Source organism: Cellulosilyticum ruminicola JCM 14822, from assembly GCF_001311925.1.
Taxonomy (GTDB): domain Bacteria; phylum Bacillota; class Clostridia; order Lachnospirales; family Cellulosilyticaceae; genus Cellulosilyticum; species Cellulosilyticum ruminicola.
The window spans coordinates 1-15823 of sequence record NZ_BBCG01000067.1; the positions used below are offsets into that span (position 1 = coordinate 1).

The window sequence follows — 15823 nt, forward strand, 5'->3', positions numbered from 1 at the left end:
GATGGTATAAAAAGTTTAAAAAATCTAGATACTAATCTTGCGATATGCATGGGAAACCTCCTAATCTGAGTACTATTAGACTATAGAGGTTTCTCATTTTATTGAATTTATTACTGGAAAAATTTTATTTATAAGTTAACGCTTATGAATATCAAATATGAAAACGTGTCTGGTACAATCGTAGCACTTGGTTGCCCTGACTATGTACAAGGCATTAACTTACCAGGTTGGCATCTTCACTTCATCTCAGATGCTAAAACAAAAGGTGACCAATTATTAGATGCTTCTATTAAAATAGCTCATGCACAAATTGACTACATAAACAATTTCTCTATGGCATTTCCAGAAACTGCTGATTTTGCAAAACTTAAATTAAAAACACAACAAGCTGAAGAAAAATCTAATAAATAAAAATAAATTTTAAAATGATACATAAAAAGAGGATGCCGTAAAATTATTACCTTACGACACCCTCTTCTTCTAATACTTTACATTTTTAATCATCCTAAACTCTGTGTAATTGTCTTTGTAATCTTCTATCCCTTCTACCAATAAGTAAAGTCCATATTTTAGCACTGCTTCTTTACGGCATATCACAGCAGTTGTTTCTTGTAATATGCCTTCTGCAAGATATTTGGCTCCTATGGCTATATCCTCTATAATCGTCGTCATACTTTCTTTAAACTACATTTTTAAATATAAGTCACATTGTTTAAGGGCTTGAATATGCGAAGCTACTTCTTTAATTTCTACTTTTAAGATTTTATCATTTTTTGATTGTTGCTTAGTTACTAAATTTTATTTCCATTGATATAAAAACAGTTACTATATTAAAGGCTAAATTTCCATAATTTTAGACATGAAAATAGCCAGTATCCTGAGATTTAATATATTAGACCATACCAAACACAAAGTAGCTGACTATGGACAATTTATATTACTTTATTCGAAAAATTTATAGGCCTTATCGATTGGAAATTACTTCAAAAATATACTGTTAAACTAAATACCTATTTTAAAAAGAATAAATTTTTTACACATGAACACCTTGTAAGTATGATTTACTTTCATATTTGTGAACATGATGGACTTCGTCATTTAAAGCAAAGTATGACAGAGCAAATGTCAGAAATCTTACCAGACATCAGCTTAGTAACTTTATCAAATCATAATAACCCTAGAGATTACAGAGTATTTCTTCCTATTATGCAAGAATTGATTAATACTTGTGTCTCAACGCTTAAAAATGATGAACGCCTTAAAAAATTTGGTTCAGTCAAGATGATTGACTCCACTACTGTAAGTATGTGTTTACGCTTTTTTGACTGGGCAAAGTTTCGAAAGACAAAAGCTGGTATAAAAATGCATACAAGTATTGATGGTCCAATAGGTGTACCTGAGCATATTATTTTTTCTAATGCAGCATGTCATGATCGACCAAAAATGGATGAACTAATGACAGATAAAGGAACAGTTTACATTTGTAACTCATCTCATGTGTTATAGTTCAGAAGAAATAGCATGGCTTTATAAAAAACGTTAGGACATAGAACTATTTTTCAAGTGGACTAAACAACATTGTAAAATCAAAACCCTTATAGGACATAGTGAAAATGCTGTAAGGATTCAAACGATAACAGGTATAATAACTTATTTATTACTTCGATTAACCCTTGAAAAGGTTGAAATAAAGATAAACTTAATCAATTTAAAGCGTAAAATAAAAAATCAGTTATTCCTGCTGAAGTCACTAAAGGTATGTAGATTACATCTTTAAGCGTTAGTTGTTCACACATTTTCTGTGCTGCTGCTAAAGCATTACTCTCTATCATTCCTTGATAACCTATTTTGATTTTCATATCGTACACTCCCATCTATTTTTCTTTTATAGTTCTTTTTATTTTACAAGTACACCACAAACCGTATAATTATCATATTTTCCACTAGATCTACTAATTAATCTTATTAATAAATGCCTAATCCATTCCTTAACGGTTTGTGATTTATTCAAATCAATTAGCATCTCCATTTCCGCAATCTGCTTCCAAAAACCATCTGAGCATAATAAAAAGGCATCACCTAACTGTAAATCTATTGTCTTTTCTTCTATTTGGTATCTTTTATTAGATCCTAATAATTTAACTTGTTTATCACATGTTTTATGGGTTTCAATACTTTTACCCTTTCGAAAGTAGTAAAGCCTAGAATTACCTACATTACCTATATGCAGCTGTTCTCCTATAATTGCAGCTACTACAATAGTTGTGCGCATCTTGTTCACTTTAGCTGCTTGCTTTTGGGCTTCTAGAATGAATTCATGTGCTTTTTCTATACTATTTTTCAATGTCCATTCGTCCATGTTTTCACATGTTTTATAGGCACTTAACACAGTCTCTCCTGCAATATGCGCTGACATTTTACTACCATCCCATCCGCCTAAACCATCTGCAACAACCCAAACTTTTTTCTGCGCTTCATCAAGATATCCTACAAAGTCTTCATTATGACGTCTGCCACCTTTATTGGTATAAGTCATTGTTTCAAATTCCATCTTCCCAACTCCACTTCATAATTAATGCTGTAAAATTATCTTGATATTTATTTTGCTCAGCTATAATTTGACTACTTATAGCCTCGGCACTTGCATGCACATCTAAGGTTAATAGCTCATTAATTTGCCTCTGGGAAAGTGTATCGGATACACCATCTGAACAAATTAAAATAATATCCCCATTTTCTAATTCAAAGCCTTTCAAACTACTATCCATTTCTGTAAGTTGTTCATTTCCTATAAATTGTGTTAACCCATGACGAGATTTATTGCTATCTGCTTCTTGTTTGGTTAAATGGCCTTTTAATACATGCTTATATAAATGCGTTAAATAATTATGTTCTTCATTTATCAAATATAATTCATTTTGACGTTTAATGTAAAGATGACTATCCCCTACACTAATCCAATGTAACTTATTCTTGTAAATATAAGTAAGAATCAATGTGCTGCCACCTTCTCCTTTAAAAGTATTATACACTGTGTCATTAATCTTATTGACTAATTTCCTTAACTGCACATCAATATCTGTTTTAACGTCTATTTTCTCCTTCAAAATTTCTTGTACAACCAACTTACTAATTTCATCGCCATGTGCCATACCCCCCATACCATCTGCCAGTATAACTCTGTAGCCTTTATATGCTTTCTTTTTTTTATGCGAAGCTGGCAAAAAACCAAAGGTATCCTGCTGATAGTCTCTGCTACCTTGCCCTTGGATATGAGCAACTTCCAAGTACATGTACTTTTCCAAACGAATCCTTATATCTTGAGGTTTATTATCTGTCCCTTTAAACCTTTGTTGAAACCATGCTCCCAGCTTCCTAAACCATAACTTGAAATTAATGTTCATATTTTTTTCTCCAACTTCAATATAAAACCACTATAAATACTATTCTTTTTACTTGAAGAGTATGCAATAGTCTTTCATAAAAAAACTATCAAACACTCAATTAATTGTTTGATAGGCCTTTAGATTACTTTATAAACTGCACACAATAACTTCTTTCTTCTTCAACTTCTTCTACAATTACACCTGTAAATCCTGCTTCTTTACCAAGTCTTATATAATCTTTTGGCTCAAAAAATTTAAAACACGATGAATTTCTTTTAACCCTTTTAAAGTATCTGTCCAAAAATAAATCAAATGCAATAGGGGAACATTTTTATTGTGTGCTATATTATTTTATTTAATCTTGCTTAGTAATCACTACTGACTTAATTCATTTAACACCTGAATAGAGTCATTAATCTCTTCATAACTTGTTGATATATTTTTATAACTATCTTCAAAAACAGTTATTTTATTAGTTACCTCTTCAACGCTTTGTGAAGTAGTATCTAGATTATCTTTAATATTGCTTAAGTCTCTTTGCATTTTTAAGAAATCACCACATATTTCTGTAGCCTCTTGACTTTGCATATTGGCATATTGTGAAGAAGTCGCTGCTATTTTAGAAACATCTTCAATTTTGGCAAATAATGCCTCTGTATTCGCACTAGATGTACTTAATACAACTTCTGTCTTTTGAACAGATTGAGAGATTGCTTCTATATTGTTGGATATGCCTATTAAGATGCTTCCTGCATTATCTGTTAATGCCTTAGAACTATCTGCTAACTTTCTTACTTCATCTGCAACGACCGCAAAACCTTTTCCCATTTCTCCCGCTCTTGCTGCTTCAATAGATGCATTTAATGCTAATAAGTTCGTTTGTGCAGATGTGTTTTGAATGCCATCTACAATAGAAGCAATTTTAGGAAGTTCACTTAATAACACACTAATGTTTTTATTCGTATCTACCATACATGCTACTGCTTCATTAATAGTCATATGTAAGCTTTCAATATCTTTATGAATCTCCTCAACGTCCTTGCTTGTATCTTCCATTTTTCTAGAACTTTCCTCAATGCCTAAAGATAGTGCTTTCAATTTATCTAAGTTACTTTCTGTTAGCTCTTTATAAGAGTTCACAATCTCTGTTTCATCCTTAGAAAGATTAGCAACTACTTTGGCATTGTTAATAATATCTGTAATGGCGTCTTGTGAAACATGTAAAGACTTATTCACTGCTGTGCTTGACTTTGTTGTATTTTGAACAACACCTTTAATTTTCTCGATAAGGTTCGTGGAAGCTTGTTCTCTCTGTCTATCTTGCTCAGCAGCATATTTAAGCTTTAATAGATTTAATTTATTATATTGATAAATCACAATCACTAAAATACATGCAACAACATTAACCACCATTGTCGTAATGATATTTTCTGCTAAAGGTGCCATTCCAAACAACGCACCTTTAGCAGTAATCATCCAAATTAAAGTACCTATATTCGATAAACTTGCTAATATTATAATTATGCCTTCCATATAAATTGCACTGACTAACACCATATACATTGGTAAAAATATATTTCCCCATGAATGTGCCATTTCCTCATTGATTAAAGCAGCCATACATATTAAGAAAGTATACATATACATAGCGGCTTTTGGACACTTACGTGATACCACATAAGCTATGCCCAATATCATTAAACCAGGGATTATCGTTGGTATTGTAGTAGATAATGCTACGCCACTTATAGTATTGCTAATCGCCCTACCTACAATAGAAAATAAAAATACAACAAGTACAATCATATTTTTTTGCCTTAACGTCTTAAGCTGTCCTTCCATTCAAAACCCTCCAATTCTAATTATTCACCTCCATAATATCATAATTTTCACCAAAAATATATTTATTAATATAATTATAAACTTTTTTATTATAAAATGATTATTTTTGACATTTCTTGTAAAACACAAAAAGGACTAACTTCTTGAGTCAGCAATGTTATTAAATTAGCTATCTTTCTTAATGATTAATTCATAATCGTAAACTTAGTCCTAATCTTTTCCAGTAATAATGAGTTGTTCTAAATAATATTCGATTTTAGCGTAAGTTGTTTGTCGTAAACGTTTTTCATGTAAAGACAGCTTTCCTATTCTATAGATATCATTAGAAAGCCTTTCGTAAGTATGTAGCGTTATCCTTTTGAGTGTGTAAAACTGATATAAGTCAACTATAATCAATGTGTAGAATCTTTGGATACTAACGCCTTTCCCCTGATTATAAAGCATTGTTTAATTGATACAATCATAAAGTGGTATTGTAAGTAGTGCCCCTAGCAATTTCCCTTACAGAATAGCTTTTACATATTTAGTTTTTCCAACATGCATTTTATCTATAGAAAGTGTACTTTTAAAACCTTAAAAAGTACACTCTATTTGCCATCTCATACGATAAAGTTCTGTAATAATTAAAGCATTAAACGTTTCTCTATTGATGTTAGTAATCATAAGATTCCAGTGTAAAAACTGACATTTTTATGTATCGATATCGGCATCATTATTTTGTATGTCTGTATTTTTAAAGCTGATTTTGCATTGTAACCACCCATACCAGTATAATCATCTGCAACTTGATTTGGTAATGAAATAGTTGTTGCATCTAAAAGTTTCACATCTGAAAAATAGTTGAGTAATAATGATTGATGATTTTCTAAAGCATTCACTTCTTCGGTGATATTCTTTGAATCTAAAATTCCTAAAGACACTGCTTTTGCAAATGTCTCAGGTAGAAGTTTAGAATGACGTTTCATAAAACCAGTTGATTTTGCAACTTTTTCTATAAAAAATGGTATAAAAAGTTTAAAAAGTCTAGATACTAATCTTACGATATGCATGGGAACCTCCTAATCTGAGTGCTATTAGACTATAGAGGTTTCCATTTTTATTACTGAAAAATTTTATTTATAAGTTAACGCTTATGATTTGCACATATTAGGTGTAAATAATGTATGAATCAACAATTAGCTTTTACCCATGCAAAGAAAAAATCTACTAGTGGCTTGACACTGAGCTGACGCCTGTTCACTCTTTCCTCAGGAGAAAGGTCTTTAAGTTCTTCTTCAATCTTATAGATGGCACTGATCTGTTGAAGTGCTGCATCATACATTTTTCCTGTACGATAGACCCACATATAGCTTTTGGCTCCTGCAGAACGTCCATCTTTATTAACAAGTACTGGTGTTTCATCTGCTTGAATAACAGGTGACCTATACAATTCTTGATGCAATCGATTCCATACTAATGATAAGTATCTTTCAGCACAACGTATCACCCAGTTAGCCATTACCTGCCTAGAGATATTGACTTCTACACGTTTAAACTCTTGCTCTAAACGATAAAGCGGAATGGCGTTTACATACTTTGCATTCATAATCTCGTAATGCTCTTTGGATTTTACTCTTAATTATAGATAACTTATCCTTTAGATTTTTAATCACTTGATCATTAATAGGGACTAGTTCATTTGGCAAACTTAATCAATTTATTATGCCAAGCCCTTGCCTGCTCCTTATCGTTATAATATCTGCCATTTACTTTTCACAGCCTAATATCTCCATCAAGCTCTAATAAATAAAATATACTCTTACTTTAATAATTTTTTATTCAGACGTCTTACCTATAAATTTCTATATCATTAGAAGAGTGTCATCTGATCAATCTCTTCTGTTAGAATTTGTACACCTACTAATTCCCGCGGTGCTTCTTCCCCACGTATATGGTCACTTTTTAGATATTTAGTTCCTTCATTTAACCTAGATGTAATAAGATTAAGTACATAAATATTATTAAAGCGATTGTAAATTGACTCACCATTCAAACCAGATAAGCAAATAAGTTGGGTGTTACGTTTATTTGCCATATCCATAAGTGGTTTTAAAAGATGCGCAGCATTAGTTTGTGCAAATGGGTTGTCCATCACAAGCACTTTGCCACTTTCATATTCTCCCCATAAATCATTTTCATCTCTTCGCATATAAGAAAGTAAACTAGAAAGTACTACAAAGGCTGATAAGAAACCTTCTCCACCAGAGTTTTTAGCAACTTCATCCCATGTAATTTGGTATACTTTTTCTTCTTCAACTTTATAAAGTTTTACACCTATTTGACTTATGCCAACTACCTCATTATAAAGGTTTTTAGTTGTTACACGTTTACCTATAAGTTCCTCGATTGTCTCATTTTGTTCAAGTTTACTTAATGCTTCATTTGTAATACTTTCTAATAAATCTTTTAATCTAATATCATAAAGATCTTCTTGTTCTTCCCAGTTAGGTAAATCAATCTTTAACATTTTAATAGGCTTTTCATGAATTGTTACTGTAGAGTTACGGTCAATCTTACCTATATGTTCATGTATTTCATAAATATACTGCATGATACTATCTAATAGGCTCTGCTTTTCTTTTACAATCAGTGCAATGTCTGCTTCTAATTTAATCATCAAAGTCGCATAAGCGGCTAGCGTATTATTTAAGTTTTCAATCACAAAATCCGGATGATCTGCAATTTTTTCTAATGTCATAAGTGGTTCCTTAAAGACTCATCCTCAAACGCCTCTTTACGCTGCAACTCACTAATTACTTGGTTAAGTTCCTTATGTTTATCATTACATGCTTTTATACTTTGCTGATAATCTCTTAACATTTCTTTTTTAATGACTTCAATGTTTTCTTTATCAAAAGAAATTGCTACTCTTTCATCTCTTTCTACAAAACCATCTAAGCCAGAATACTGTACTTCAAAGACGTTCTTTTCTTTTTCAAGTTGTTGCTTATTTTGAAATAATACTTTTAACTCTATTTCTTGTGTTGCAATTTGCTCCTCAAAGTCTACCTCCACCAATTCTTCCCTTGGCCTAAGTTCTTTATGATATGTTTTTGTAAGCTTTGACTCTAAAGATTGTAAAGTATTTTTGATTTCACCATTTTTTTCTTTAAGTTCTGCAAACCTTTTCATAAGTGCTTTAGCATCTACTTCGAGTTTTTTTACTTGTTCTTTTTGTTGTCTTTCTTCAAAACGGTCATACACTATATTTCTATAATTTTCTTCTTCTAAGGCATATTCTTTAGCTTTTTCTATAAGCTCTTCTTCCTGCTGCTTAAACCTTTCTTTAGCCTCTTTAAGTAGCGTTTCTAAATTTCTTTGATCTAAGGAAATGCTTTCTGTAATACTCTTATACTCTGCTTCAATATCTTCTATATCTTTTTCTACTTGTTCACCTATTACATACATACTATACTGAGTAAGCTGCTCTTTTATTTTGTCTAGTGTATTATTGATATTGAGACTTTCTTTTCTAAGCTCTTGTTCTTCTCTATAAAGTGCATCACGCTGACTCTTTTCCTGATCAATGGCTTTTTCTAATACTTGTAATGCCTTTTCAACTTGAAAAAGTTCTTCCTTGCTTTCTATATATAAAGCATACGCATTTGCTAATGCTTTTAAATCTTCTAATTGTATTTTATTTTGTAAAAATTGTTTTTCTACATCTTGTAAACTTTTTTGTAAGTTACTAAGAGAGGTTTTTAGTTGTTTAAGCATCATCTTACACTGATCGTAATCTGCTTGTCCTTTTTCTTGTGTTAAATGGAGTTCTTGAACTTTAGATTGTACGCCATCATGCTCCTTTTTATTAAGTGGGCTATAAGCAACTTGATTTCTCTTCTCTTCATAAAATATAATTTCTTCTTGTTTTTTCTCAAGACTTTGCTGCATGGCTTGAATCTTTTCCTCTTGACGTTTCATCATTTGATTTAGTGTTTCTTCATTTAATAAGCCTTCATTAAATGAAACCCAAAAGCTGACTTTATCAAATTCTTGTAAACTTACAACTTCAGGTGACTTATTTATAGCTTCTAACGCTTCTCTCTTAACAATAGGAATAGGGGCTTGTGTATAAAGTCTTAACTCACTTTGCTTAAGACGCATAATATCCTTTTGTGTCATTATAAGGGCATAAGGAATAAATGGATTTGCCTTAACGAGCTCTTTATTCACTGTTTCTGTATAGCCATTTTTCTTAAGCCATTCCATCCCATACATTAAATGAATCCCTAAGGCTTCAATAGCTTCTTCTAAGGCTACTGGTAATTTTAAAACTTTACCAGCCTTTAATGTTTCATAAACTTCTTTCTCCTTTTCATATAAAAGTTGCTGTTCTAATTTCTTTTGATTGAGGTCCTCTATATACTTTTTAAACGTCTCTAATATTTTATCTTCCTTAAATAAATCTACTTCTTCTAAACCTACATATTTAATAATTTCCTTACGTGTAACAATTTCTTTTTCTAGTTTTTCTAAGAGTACTTCTTGCTGCTTAAGTGCCCCATTTATTTCAATCAGTGACTTACTAATTTCTCTTTCTCTTGCATTTTGTGCTTGTAAGCTTTCTGTTTCTTCTTGAATCTTATTTTTAAGATGAAGGCCTTCTATTTGTAATTTTTCTTGACTTAGTAGTGCTTCTTCTTTTTGTGTATAAAGTAAATTTTCTTCATAATAGCTAGTATATTACGGCCTAAATTCATGTTATACTTTTGATTATATTGTTTTTCTTTAGCATCATACGCTTTAATCTTTTCTTCATAGGCACCTTGTTTTTGCTGTAATTTTTTACTTTGTTGACGATTTAAATTTGCCGTTTCCTCTAATTGAACTTTTGCTTCACTATTTATAGTAATTTGATTTTCTAGGGCTTCCTTCTTTTCCTCATAAATCTTCTTTTGTGCTTCATAGTACTTTCTTAAGGTATAACCTAAGTCTTGACGCCGTGGTGCAAGATCTTCAGATTTTTTATTTAATAGTTCCAAATCATTTTCATATTTTTGGACGTCCCTAGAATCTTTTTGGTATTTTTCATAAAGCTTCGCACATTCTCCGCAGTGAATGCGTCTTAGTACTTCTTGCTTTTTATTTTCGGTTTCTTTAACTGTTTTTTGATTCTCTTCAAGTTGCTTGTTTAACTCATTTTGACTATCTAATACTTTGTAAATCTTAATACATAATGCTTCATATTGTAATGTACAGATTGCCAACTTTAAACTTTCCACTTTATGATCTGCTTTGAGAATCTGTTCTGCTAATCCATCAATGCGCCCTGCTAATAAACTCTTTAAACTGGCAATACGTATTTCTAAATTTTCCTTTTCTTCCATTACCTCTTGGTATGCATAAGCTGCTGTAAATAATGCCTTAGCTTCTTCATTAAACATTTCAATCAGTGCCTTACGCGTAATCTTTGAACGATTACTTTTGTACTGGTGAATATATTTCATAATGTTTTCTCTAAAGCGTTTAATCTTATCATCCTCTTTATTAATTTTATTGTGTATAGCATCTAAAAACCACTTTTCAACTAAGCCTTGAGCATTTTTAGCATCATTAAATAATTCTGAAAGACCTGATTCCTTTAAGTTAATGGGTTTAATAATGCTTTCCCATTCCTTTTGATGAATTTGATTTTCTTTTAAATGGCTAAAATAACGTCTTGCTTGATGGGATTGACTCATATCATAATAATTAAATTGATAACGATTTTGTTTTTTAAGTTCTTCAAAGAGCTGACGCATACTTACAAAGCTCTTAAGCTTTTTCCCCTTTTCTGTAAGCTCTACAGCTGGAAAATAATGAATGTCATATGCATTAGGGCTATTGTACTCATGAATAAATTGTAAGACTTCTAATGGCTCACGCTCCATCTCTTCTAGATTTTCCTGACGCTTTCTGACCATCATGCCTGTTAAAACATAACCAGCATCATGATCTTTTACCCATTCAATTAGAATAAAGGTCGGTCTATTAGTGGTAAAATAGCTTTCAAACTGGCGGTCTTTTAAATGTCTCTTGCCTTTACTCATAAAAGGTGCCATTAACATTTGTACTAAAACAGATTTCCCGCCCCCATTGCGAAGTGAAAGTAAGGTACTTTCTCCATTTAAATAAAAGGTCTCGTCATCTATTTTCATATTATTATTATTGTAATTTAAATTAATAATACGCACCGCATTCATTTTACTCATCTTGACTCACCTCTTCTAAAACATGCTTTACACGGTCAAAGTTATTCTTATTCAGTAGATTCCAATCCATAAAATGGTCTAACTTCTTAGTTGTTTTAATCATATCATCTGCTTCTATATAAATAATCAATTCTTGAGACTCTAAAAAACTTAGGATTTGATACATAAATCCCTCCTTAGTCGTTTTTGTACGACTTGCCCCATCTGTTGATTTAAGTGCATTAAATCGTTCAATCATATTGGTATAAGCAATGCCACCCTTATCCTCTTTTTCTTCATTTTCACGCATATATCTTACGCCTTGATCTAACCTCTGGGCCACCATATTAAGTAATTCCCCACCACGCATATAGTCTCTTGACTTACTAGATTGCCCTTGAGAATTATAAAATGCCATAAGTAAAGTGATAATCACAAATTGAGATAAATAATAATCTTGATCTGTAGCACCTGATTTACAAAGTTTTTGCTTCAATGCATTTTTAGAGAAACCTAAAAAGTTATTTTCAATACGTGGAATTAAATAAATTGTTCCCCCATATTTTTCAACATCACATTCTGCCATTTCTGCTTGACTTTTAACAAGATTCATAACCTCTTCTTCTTCACAATATAAACGATACAAGACTTCTTCTTTTTCCTCTTGTAAGGCATGATGTTTTAATAAATAATAAAAGATCCTCTGACTGTTTCTAATTGTTTCTATCTCATAAGCCATACTTTCTCACCTCTTTATCTTTCAATCTCCATCATTACGTCAGTACATTTCACAATATTCACCGTACCCTTTTCACTAGGTAAACCTTTAAAACTAATCATTTTACCATCTGTTACTTTATATACCTTGATTGTTTTAATATCACGTAAGAAACTCTCTTCTTCTATAATCTGTAATAACATTGTTGTCAAATGAAACTCTAAGCTTTCATCTTCTATGGTCATCTCTTTTTCTGCTACTAAATCTGCAATAACTAACTTTCTATTTTTAATAAGTTCAATCATGACCTCACGAAAAATCTCTACTGTTGGAATTAGCAGCTTTAAATCATCTTCTCTTTCTCTTAATGCAATTTCTAATTCTCCCAGTGTTATCTTACCCTGCTCGCTTACAAGTCTTAATAAAGTACCTAAACAGCTTTTATACTTTTTAAGTCGTTCCCTTTTTTGACGTATCTTTTCAGCTTCATATAAGTCTGCTTCAAAGGAAATCAATGTTTCTTCCTCTTCTACCTTTTTCTTACGTATAGGCTTTTGTTCTAAAAAGGCTAAATTTAAATTATAAGTCTTCTCTACCTCTTGATTAAAAAGAGGTCTTAAAAAATTTTCTATGCGCAAAAGCATACTGGCATCTTTTAACAAAGGTTCATATAAATCACTTGCTAAACTAAAACGTTTAATAAGTGTCATAGCAGAAATGCCTTCTAGCTCTTTTTCATAAAGACTTTTTAAATCAAAATGCATGCCTAAAATACGTTGCTGCTCTTCAATAGCACGACTTAAATAACCTTCTATAATTTGCAGGTGCGTTAAATTTTGTTGCTGCTTTTCATCTAACTTTTTCACATTAATATGTTCAGCTTCTAATTGCTGAATATTCTCCTTAACCACTTGCTTATAACCTTCATATTTTTTCTTTGTATCTGCTAAAGCACCTAATGTTTCTTCCTGTAAACATTTATAATCTTCTACAGAATAACTCAGTGCATTTTGCCTAATACAACTCATAGCCTCTTGAATTTCTTGAAGCTTAATGCGCAAATGATTAAAAATCCCTTTCACATCATCTACTGCCTGAGAATAATTTGCTTTTTCTAAATGCAACTTAAAAATCATTTCTTGCACTGTAAGTTTTAAATTATTTTCAATTTCTAGAGTAGACAGTACAAAATTATAGCCTTCTGTTGTTAAAAAATATGAAGTACGACGCACTTCCCCTTCTAAGAAAATGACTTTATTACCAACATAACTAATATGAATAGGTACATAAGCTTCTTTCTCAAAATCATAGCCATTAAAATACATAGCACGTCCTTCATCACATAAAATCGTATTGACAATAAAGTCTGCTAATGCTTTACTTCCTTCATACGATATTTCCTTTTTAAAATAACGCCTATTTAAATCATCTATAAAACCACCTAGATCATCTATGGTACAAGGCTCTTCTTTTAATGACTGCTCCATAATATAAAGTAACACTAGAAAAATCATATTAATTTGCTCATACCACTGTTCAAAACCATAATTTTTCCAAGTCGTCTTTTGTAAACTATTTTTATGAATAAACGCATGAGCGCCTACATTTTTCATTCGCCTTGTATACTGTTCTAAAAAATCAAACATTGTATCCTCCTAGAAATCTCTCCCACTTAATATCTCTTGTGGAATATATTCTCCTGCTTCAAGCAGCCTCTTGATTTTCTCCTTTTCTACACTTTGAAAGTTGCTTAAGAAATCTTCAAGCTCTCCCTTACTTTGCTTTTCTTTCATCAAAGGTAAAGGCATACGCATACACTCACTTTTAGCTAACATCTTCTCATATAATGCTGTAAATAATGCAATCGGTATACTTTCATTTACTCGATCTTTTAAACTTTCATATATTTGAATCCCTTCATAATCCAAATCTCCAAAATATAAAATTTCGTTGTCCTGATGCTTTAAATAAACTTCACCTAAGTCTATAAAGCTTTCAAATCCTTTTACAATTTGTTTGCCTGCACCATAAACTAAAGTCCCTATCTCCTTATCTGCTATCCTTAAATTCCCCTGCATTAGATGCTGTCTGATACTATAGAAAGTATCCATATTTTCTACGATTAAAACAGTTTGTGGCACATTTTTATGTTGAACATAATAAGCTACAGGTGTCACCGTTTCATAAACCCGTAATAAATCTAGGGATACACCTAGCCTTTTTAATAAAGTCATGCCACCTTCTTGTTTTAAAAATTTCTCACGCCCCCAAATCTCAAAACTTCTTTCATTTAAAGAAACAAATGGTTCATTGATCTCTCTTTGCTTTAAATACTGATTTAATAATAAAACCTGCTGACGATCTGCTTCATACTGATCTAAATGATTTAAATAATAAGTCACATCTAACAAAGTACTCATTTGGTAAGTTAATTCTTCTTTATATCCTGTTGTATCTTTCTCGACTATCACAATCTTATAACGTTTATAAAGAGCAGGATGCTTTCCATTTAACCCACTACTTTTAATCGGTGCTAATATGCCACTTTCTACTAATTGCATAACCTTTTCATATAAAAGTGAATAAGCCTCTAGTTTATAGAGCTTACTTAAAGCTTCTAAATCAATTTTCTTTTGTTTAAGTGCCTCTAATTTTTTCATTTTAGCTCCTTTTTATAAATAAATTGTCATTTTAAGTATAACATATAGATAATTTTTTAAAATTAATTAAGCAAAAAAGATGTAAGAAATGTTTATTCATGCATTTCTTACATCCTTTTTTACTTATTCAGTATTATCACACGCTTTTAAATTTAATTATAATTCTTTAAGTATTTCATTTCTTAATTCTCTCACTCTTTCAAGTGATATATCTGTAGATTTGCGGATTATATGCCCTCAAAAAACACATTTTTTTGCAAAAGCCAATCACCTATTAAATATAAAAGGGGTAAGCCATTGTGTAAATTATATTTCACATTGGCTTACCCCTATAATTATTCTAAATATTACCATAAAATAAAGAAATGGAGGAGCCATTCCCTCACCAAGGTATCTCCTCCAAATCTAAACATCCTAGAAAGGACTAGGACACTACGGGATTATGATACTACTCTTTCAAATAGATTTAAAGGGGTATATGAAAAATATTTCTAATAATTATATGGATTTTTATTATATTTATCCTAAATGTGGTGCTCAGCATACTTGGCATAGGCATGGTTTTTATGAAAGACATGTTTTATATCTTGAAAATGATACGTTACAAGCGCATTTCCTAAAAGTATTACGACTACAATGTATTTCTTGTAATGCTACTCATGCTATACTACCTAACGATATTATTCCATATAGCATTTATAGTCTCATAACTTTCCTTCAAATCACTTCTAAGGTTTTTCTCAACAAACACTCTCTCAAACAGCTCATAAATACAACATTTCTTATGAGCTCATTTCTTTTTTTATTAAACGACTTCTCAGTTTTGAAAATGAATGTAAACTTGTACTTAGATTATGAACACATTAAACACATCCCCTGTTTATATCCCTCTTTCAACAGTTACAGTTCCTGAGTTTTATAGAACACTAGCCTACGGTTTAGGACTTGAACCTGCTTGCAAAAAGATTGACTTTTTTAATTAAATCCGAGATTGCATTGTTACCTTAG

The 15823-nt window shown here is 31.3% G+C and carries 15 protein-coding genes and 2 pseudogenes; 4 read left to right on the forward strand and 13 right to left on the reverse strand.

Annotated elements, in window-relative coordinates; all coding sequences use genetic code 11:
• Positions 1 to 144: 144 nt before the first annotated feature.
• Positions 145 to 411 carry an acetolactate decarboxylase gene (locus JCM14822_RS15660; protein WP_054743269.1) on the forward strand — a complete coding sequence of 89 codons (267 nt, stop codon included), beginning with the start codon at positions 145 to 147 and terminating at the stop codon, positions 409 to 411.
• A gap of 69 nt (positions 412 to 480) precedes the next feature.
• On the opposite strand, the gene JCM14822_RS15665 is transcribed toward JCM14822_RS15660, so the two are convergent.
• Complete coding sequence (locus JCM14822_RS15665) at positions 481 to 672, reverse strand: prephenate dehydratase domain-containing protein (protein ID WP_054743270.1); 192 nt, start codon at positions 670 to 672, stop codon at positions 481 to 483.
• Between the two features lie 384 nt (positions 673 to 1056).
• Here JCM14822_RS15665 and JCM14822_RS22065 point away from each other — a divergent pair, with 384 nt between their 5' ends.
• Both JCM14822_RS22065 and JCM14822_RS25195 read left to right on the forward strand, forming a co-directional pair.
• A complete protein-coding gene (locus JCM14822_RS22065; protein ID WP_054743271.1) occupies positions 1057 to 1506 on the forward strand; it encodes a hypothetical protein in 450 nt (149 codons plus the stop codon).
• A gap of 10 nt (positions 1507 to 1516) precedes the next feature.
• Positions 1517 to 1631 (forward strand): annotated as a pseudogene (locus JCM14822_RS25195) (transposase); the annotation flags it as partial.
• A gap of 72 nt (positions 1632 to 1703) precedes the next feature.
• Here the strand turns inward: JCM14822_RS25195 and JCM14822_RS21025 are convergent.
• From JCM14822_RS21025 to JCM14822_RS15725, 12 genes and pseudogenes are all read right to left on the reverse strand, one after another.
• The gene (locus JCM14822_RS21025) at positions 1704 to 1859 is read right to left on the reverse strand and encodes a hypothetical protein (RefSeq protein WP_172674840.1); all 156 of its coding nucleotides are present in this window, start codon (positions 1857 to 1859) and stop codon (positions 1704 to 1706) included.
• A 38-nt stretch (positions 1860 to 1897) separates the two neighbouring features.
• Positions 1898 to 2551: a PP2C family protein-serine/threonine phosphatase gene (locus JCM14822_RS15675; protein WP_054743272.1), complete on the reverse strand. Its 654-nt coding sequence runs from the start codon at positions 2549 to 2551 to the stop codon at positions 1898 to 1900.
• Complete coding sequence (locus tag JCM14822_RS15680) at positions 2541 to 3404, reverse strand: PP2C family protein-serine/threonine phosphatase (protein WP_054743273.1); 864 nt, start codon at positions 3402 to 3404, stop codon at positions 2541 to 2543. The genes JCM14822_RS15675 and JCM14822_RS15680 overlap by 11 nt, the downstream gene beginning before the upstream one ends.
• 357 nt (positions 3405 to 3761) lie before the next feature.
• Entirely contained in the window at positions 3762 to 5228 is a 1467-nt protein-coding gene (locus JCM14822_RS15685; protein WP_054743274.1) for a methyl-accepting chemotaxis protein, read from the reverse strand.
• 659 nt (positions 5229 to 5887) lie between these two features.
• Positions 5888 to 6277, reverse strand: coding sequence for a hypothetical protein (locus JCM14822_RS15690; protein WP_054743275.1), 390 nt, complete (start codon positions 6275 to 6277; stop codon positions 5888 to 5890).
• A gap of 131 nt (positions 6278 to 6408) precedes the next feature.
• A pseudogene (locus JCM14822_RS15695) lies at positions 6409 to 6816 on the reverse strand (IS66 family transposase); the annotation flags it as partial.
• A 261-nt stretch (positions 6817 to 7077) separates the two neighbouring features.
• The gene (locus JCM14822_RS15700; RefSeq protein WP_054743277.1) at positions 7078 to 7965 is read right to left on the reverse strand and encodes a hypothetical protein; all 888 of its coding nucleotides are present in this window, start codon (positions 7963 to 7965) and stop codon (positions 7078 to 7080) included.
• Positions 7962 to 9485 carry a hypothetical protein gene (locus JCM14822_RS15705; protein WP_054743278.1) on the reverse strand — a complete coding sequence of 508 codons (1524 nt, stop codon included), beginning with the start codon at positions 9483 to 9485 and terminating at the stop codon, positions 7962 to 7964. The genes JCM14822_RS15700 and JCM14822_RS15705 overlap by 4 nt, the downstream gene beginning before the upstream one ends.
• Positions 9486 to 9892: 407 nt before the next feature.
• Positions 9893 to 11458: a coiled-coil domain-containing protein gene (locus tag JCM14822_RS15710; protein WP_054743279.1), complete on the reverse strand. Its 1566-nt coding sequence runs from the start codon at positions 11456 to 11458 to the stop codon at positions 9893 to 9895.
• Positions 11451 to 12176, reverse strand: a complete 726-nt coding sequence (locus JCM14822_RS15715) for a DUF6063 family protein (protein ID WP_054743280.1) — start codon at positions 12174 to 12176, stop codon at positions 11451 to 11453. Before JCM14822_RS15715 ends, JCM14822_RS15710 begins: the two co-directional genes overlap by 8 nt.
• 14 nt (positions 12177 to 12190) lie before the next feature.
• A complete protein-coding gene (locus JCM14822_RS15720) occupies positions 12191 to 13801 on the reverse strand; it encodes a hypothetical protein (protein ID WP_054743281.1) in 1611 nt (536 codons plus the stop codon).
• Positions 13802 to 13810: 9 nt separating this feature from the next.
• The gene (locus tag JCM14822_RS15725; protein ID WP_054743282.1) at positions 13811 to 14815 is read right to left on the reverse strand and encodes a Wadjet anti-phage system protein JetD domain-containing protein; all 1005 of its coding nucleotides are present in this window, start codon (positions 14813 to 14815) and stop codon (positions 13811 to 13813) included.
• A 502-nt stretch (positions 14816 to 15317) separates the two neighbouring features.
• On the opposite strand from JCM14822_RS15725, the gene JCM14822_RS25200 reads away from it, so the two are divergent.
• Positions 15318 to 15728, forward strand: a complete 411-nt coding sequence (locus tag JCM14822_RS25200; RefSeq protein WP_408606215.1) for a DUF6431 domain-containing protein — start codon at positions 15318 to 15320, stop codon at positions 15726 to 15728.
• Positions 15729 to 15823 lie beyond the last annotated feature (95 nt).

Coding starts and splice junctions, on each gene's coding strand:
- JCM14822_RS15660 (WP_054743269.1), top strand. CDS start 145: ATGAATATCAAATATGAAAACGTGTCTGGTACAATCGTAGCACTTGGT.
- JCM14822_RS15665 (WP_054743270.1), bottom strand. CDS start 672: ATGACGACGATTATAGAGGATATAGCCATAGGAGCCAAATATCTTGCA.
- JCM14822_RS22065 (WP_054743271.1), top strand. CDS start 1,057: ATGATTTACTTTCATATTTGTGAACATGATGGACTTCGTCATTTAAAG.
- JCM14822_RS21025 (WP_172674840.1), bottom strand. CDS start 1,859: ATGAAAATCAAAATAGGTTATCAAGGAATGATAGAGAGTAATGCTTTA.
- JCM14822_RS15675 (WP_054743272.1), bottom strand. CDS start 2,551: ATGGAATTTGAAACAATGACTTATACCAATAAAGGTGGCAGACGTCAT.
- JCM14822_RS15680 (WP_054743273.1), bottom strand. CDS start 3,404: ATGAACATTAATTTCAAGTTATGGTTTAGGAAGCTGGGAGCATGGTTT.
- JCM14822_RS15685 (WP_054743274.1), bottom strand. CDS start 5,228: ATGGAAGGACAGCTTAAGACGTTAAGGCAAAAAAATATGATTGTACTT.
- JCM14822_RS15690 (WP_054743275.1), bottom strand. CDS start 6,277: ATGCATATCGTAAGATTAGTATCTAGACTTTTTAAACTTTTTATACCA.
- JCM14822_RS15700 (WP_054743277.1), bottom strand. CDS start 7,965: ATGACATTAGAAAAAATTGCAGATCATCCGGATTTTGTGATTGAAAAC.
- JCM14822_RS15705 (WP_054743278.1), bottom strand. CDS start 9,485: ATGTATGGGATGGAATGGCTTAAGAAAAATGGCTATACAGAAACAGTG.
- JCM14822_RS15710 (WP_054743279.1), bottom strand. CDS start 11,458: ATGAGTAAAATGAATGCGGTGCGTATTATTAATTTAAATTACAATAAT.
- JCM14822_RS15715 (WP_054743280.1), bottom strand. CDS start 12,176: ATGGCTTATGAGATAGAAACAATTAGAAACAGTCAGAGGATCTTTTAT.
- JCM14822_RS15720 (WP_054743281.1), bottom strand. CDS start 13,801: ATGTTTGATTTTTTAGAACAGTATACAAGGCGAATGAAAAATGTAGGC.
- JCM14822_RS15725 (WP_054743282.1), bottom strand. CDS start 14,815: ATGAAAAAATTAGAGGCACTTAAACAAAAGAAAATTGATTTAGAAGCT.
- JCM14822_RS25200 (WP_408606215.1), top strand. CDS start 15,318: ATGGATTTTTATTATATTTATCCTAAATGTGGTGCTCAGCATACTTGG.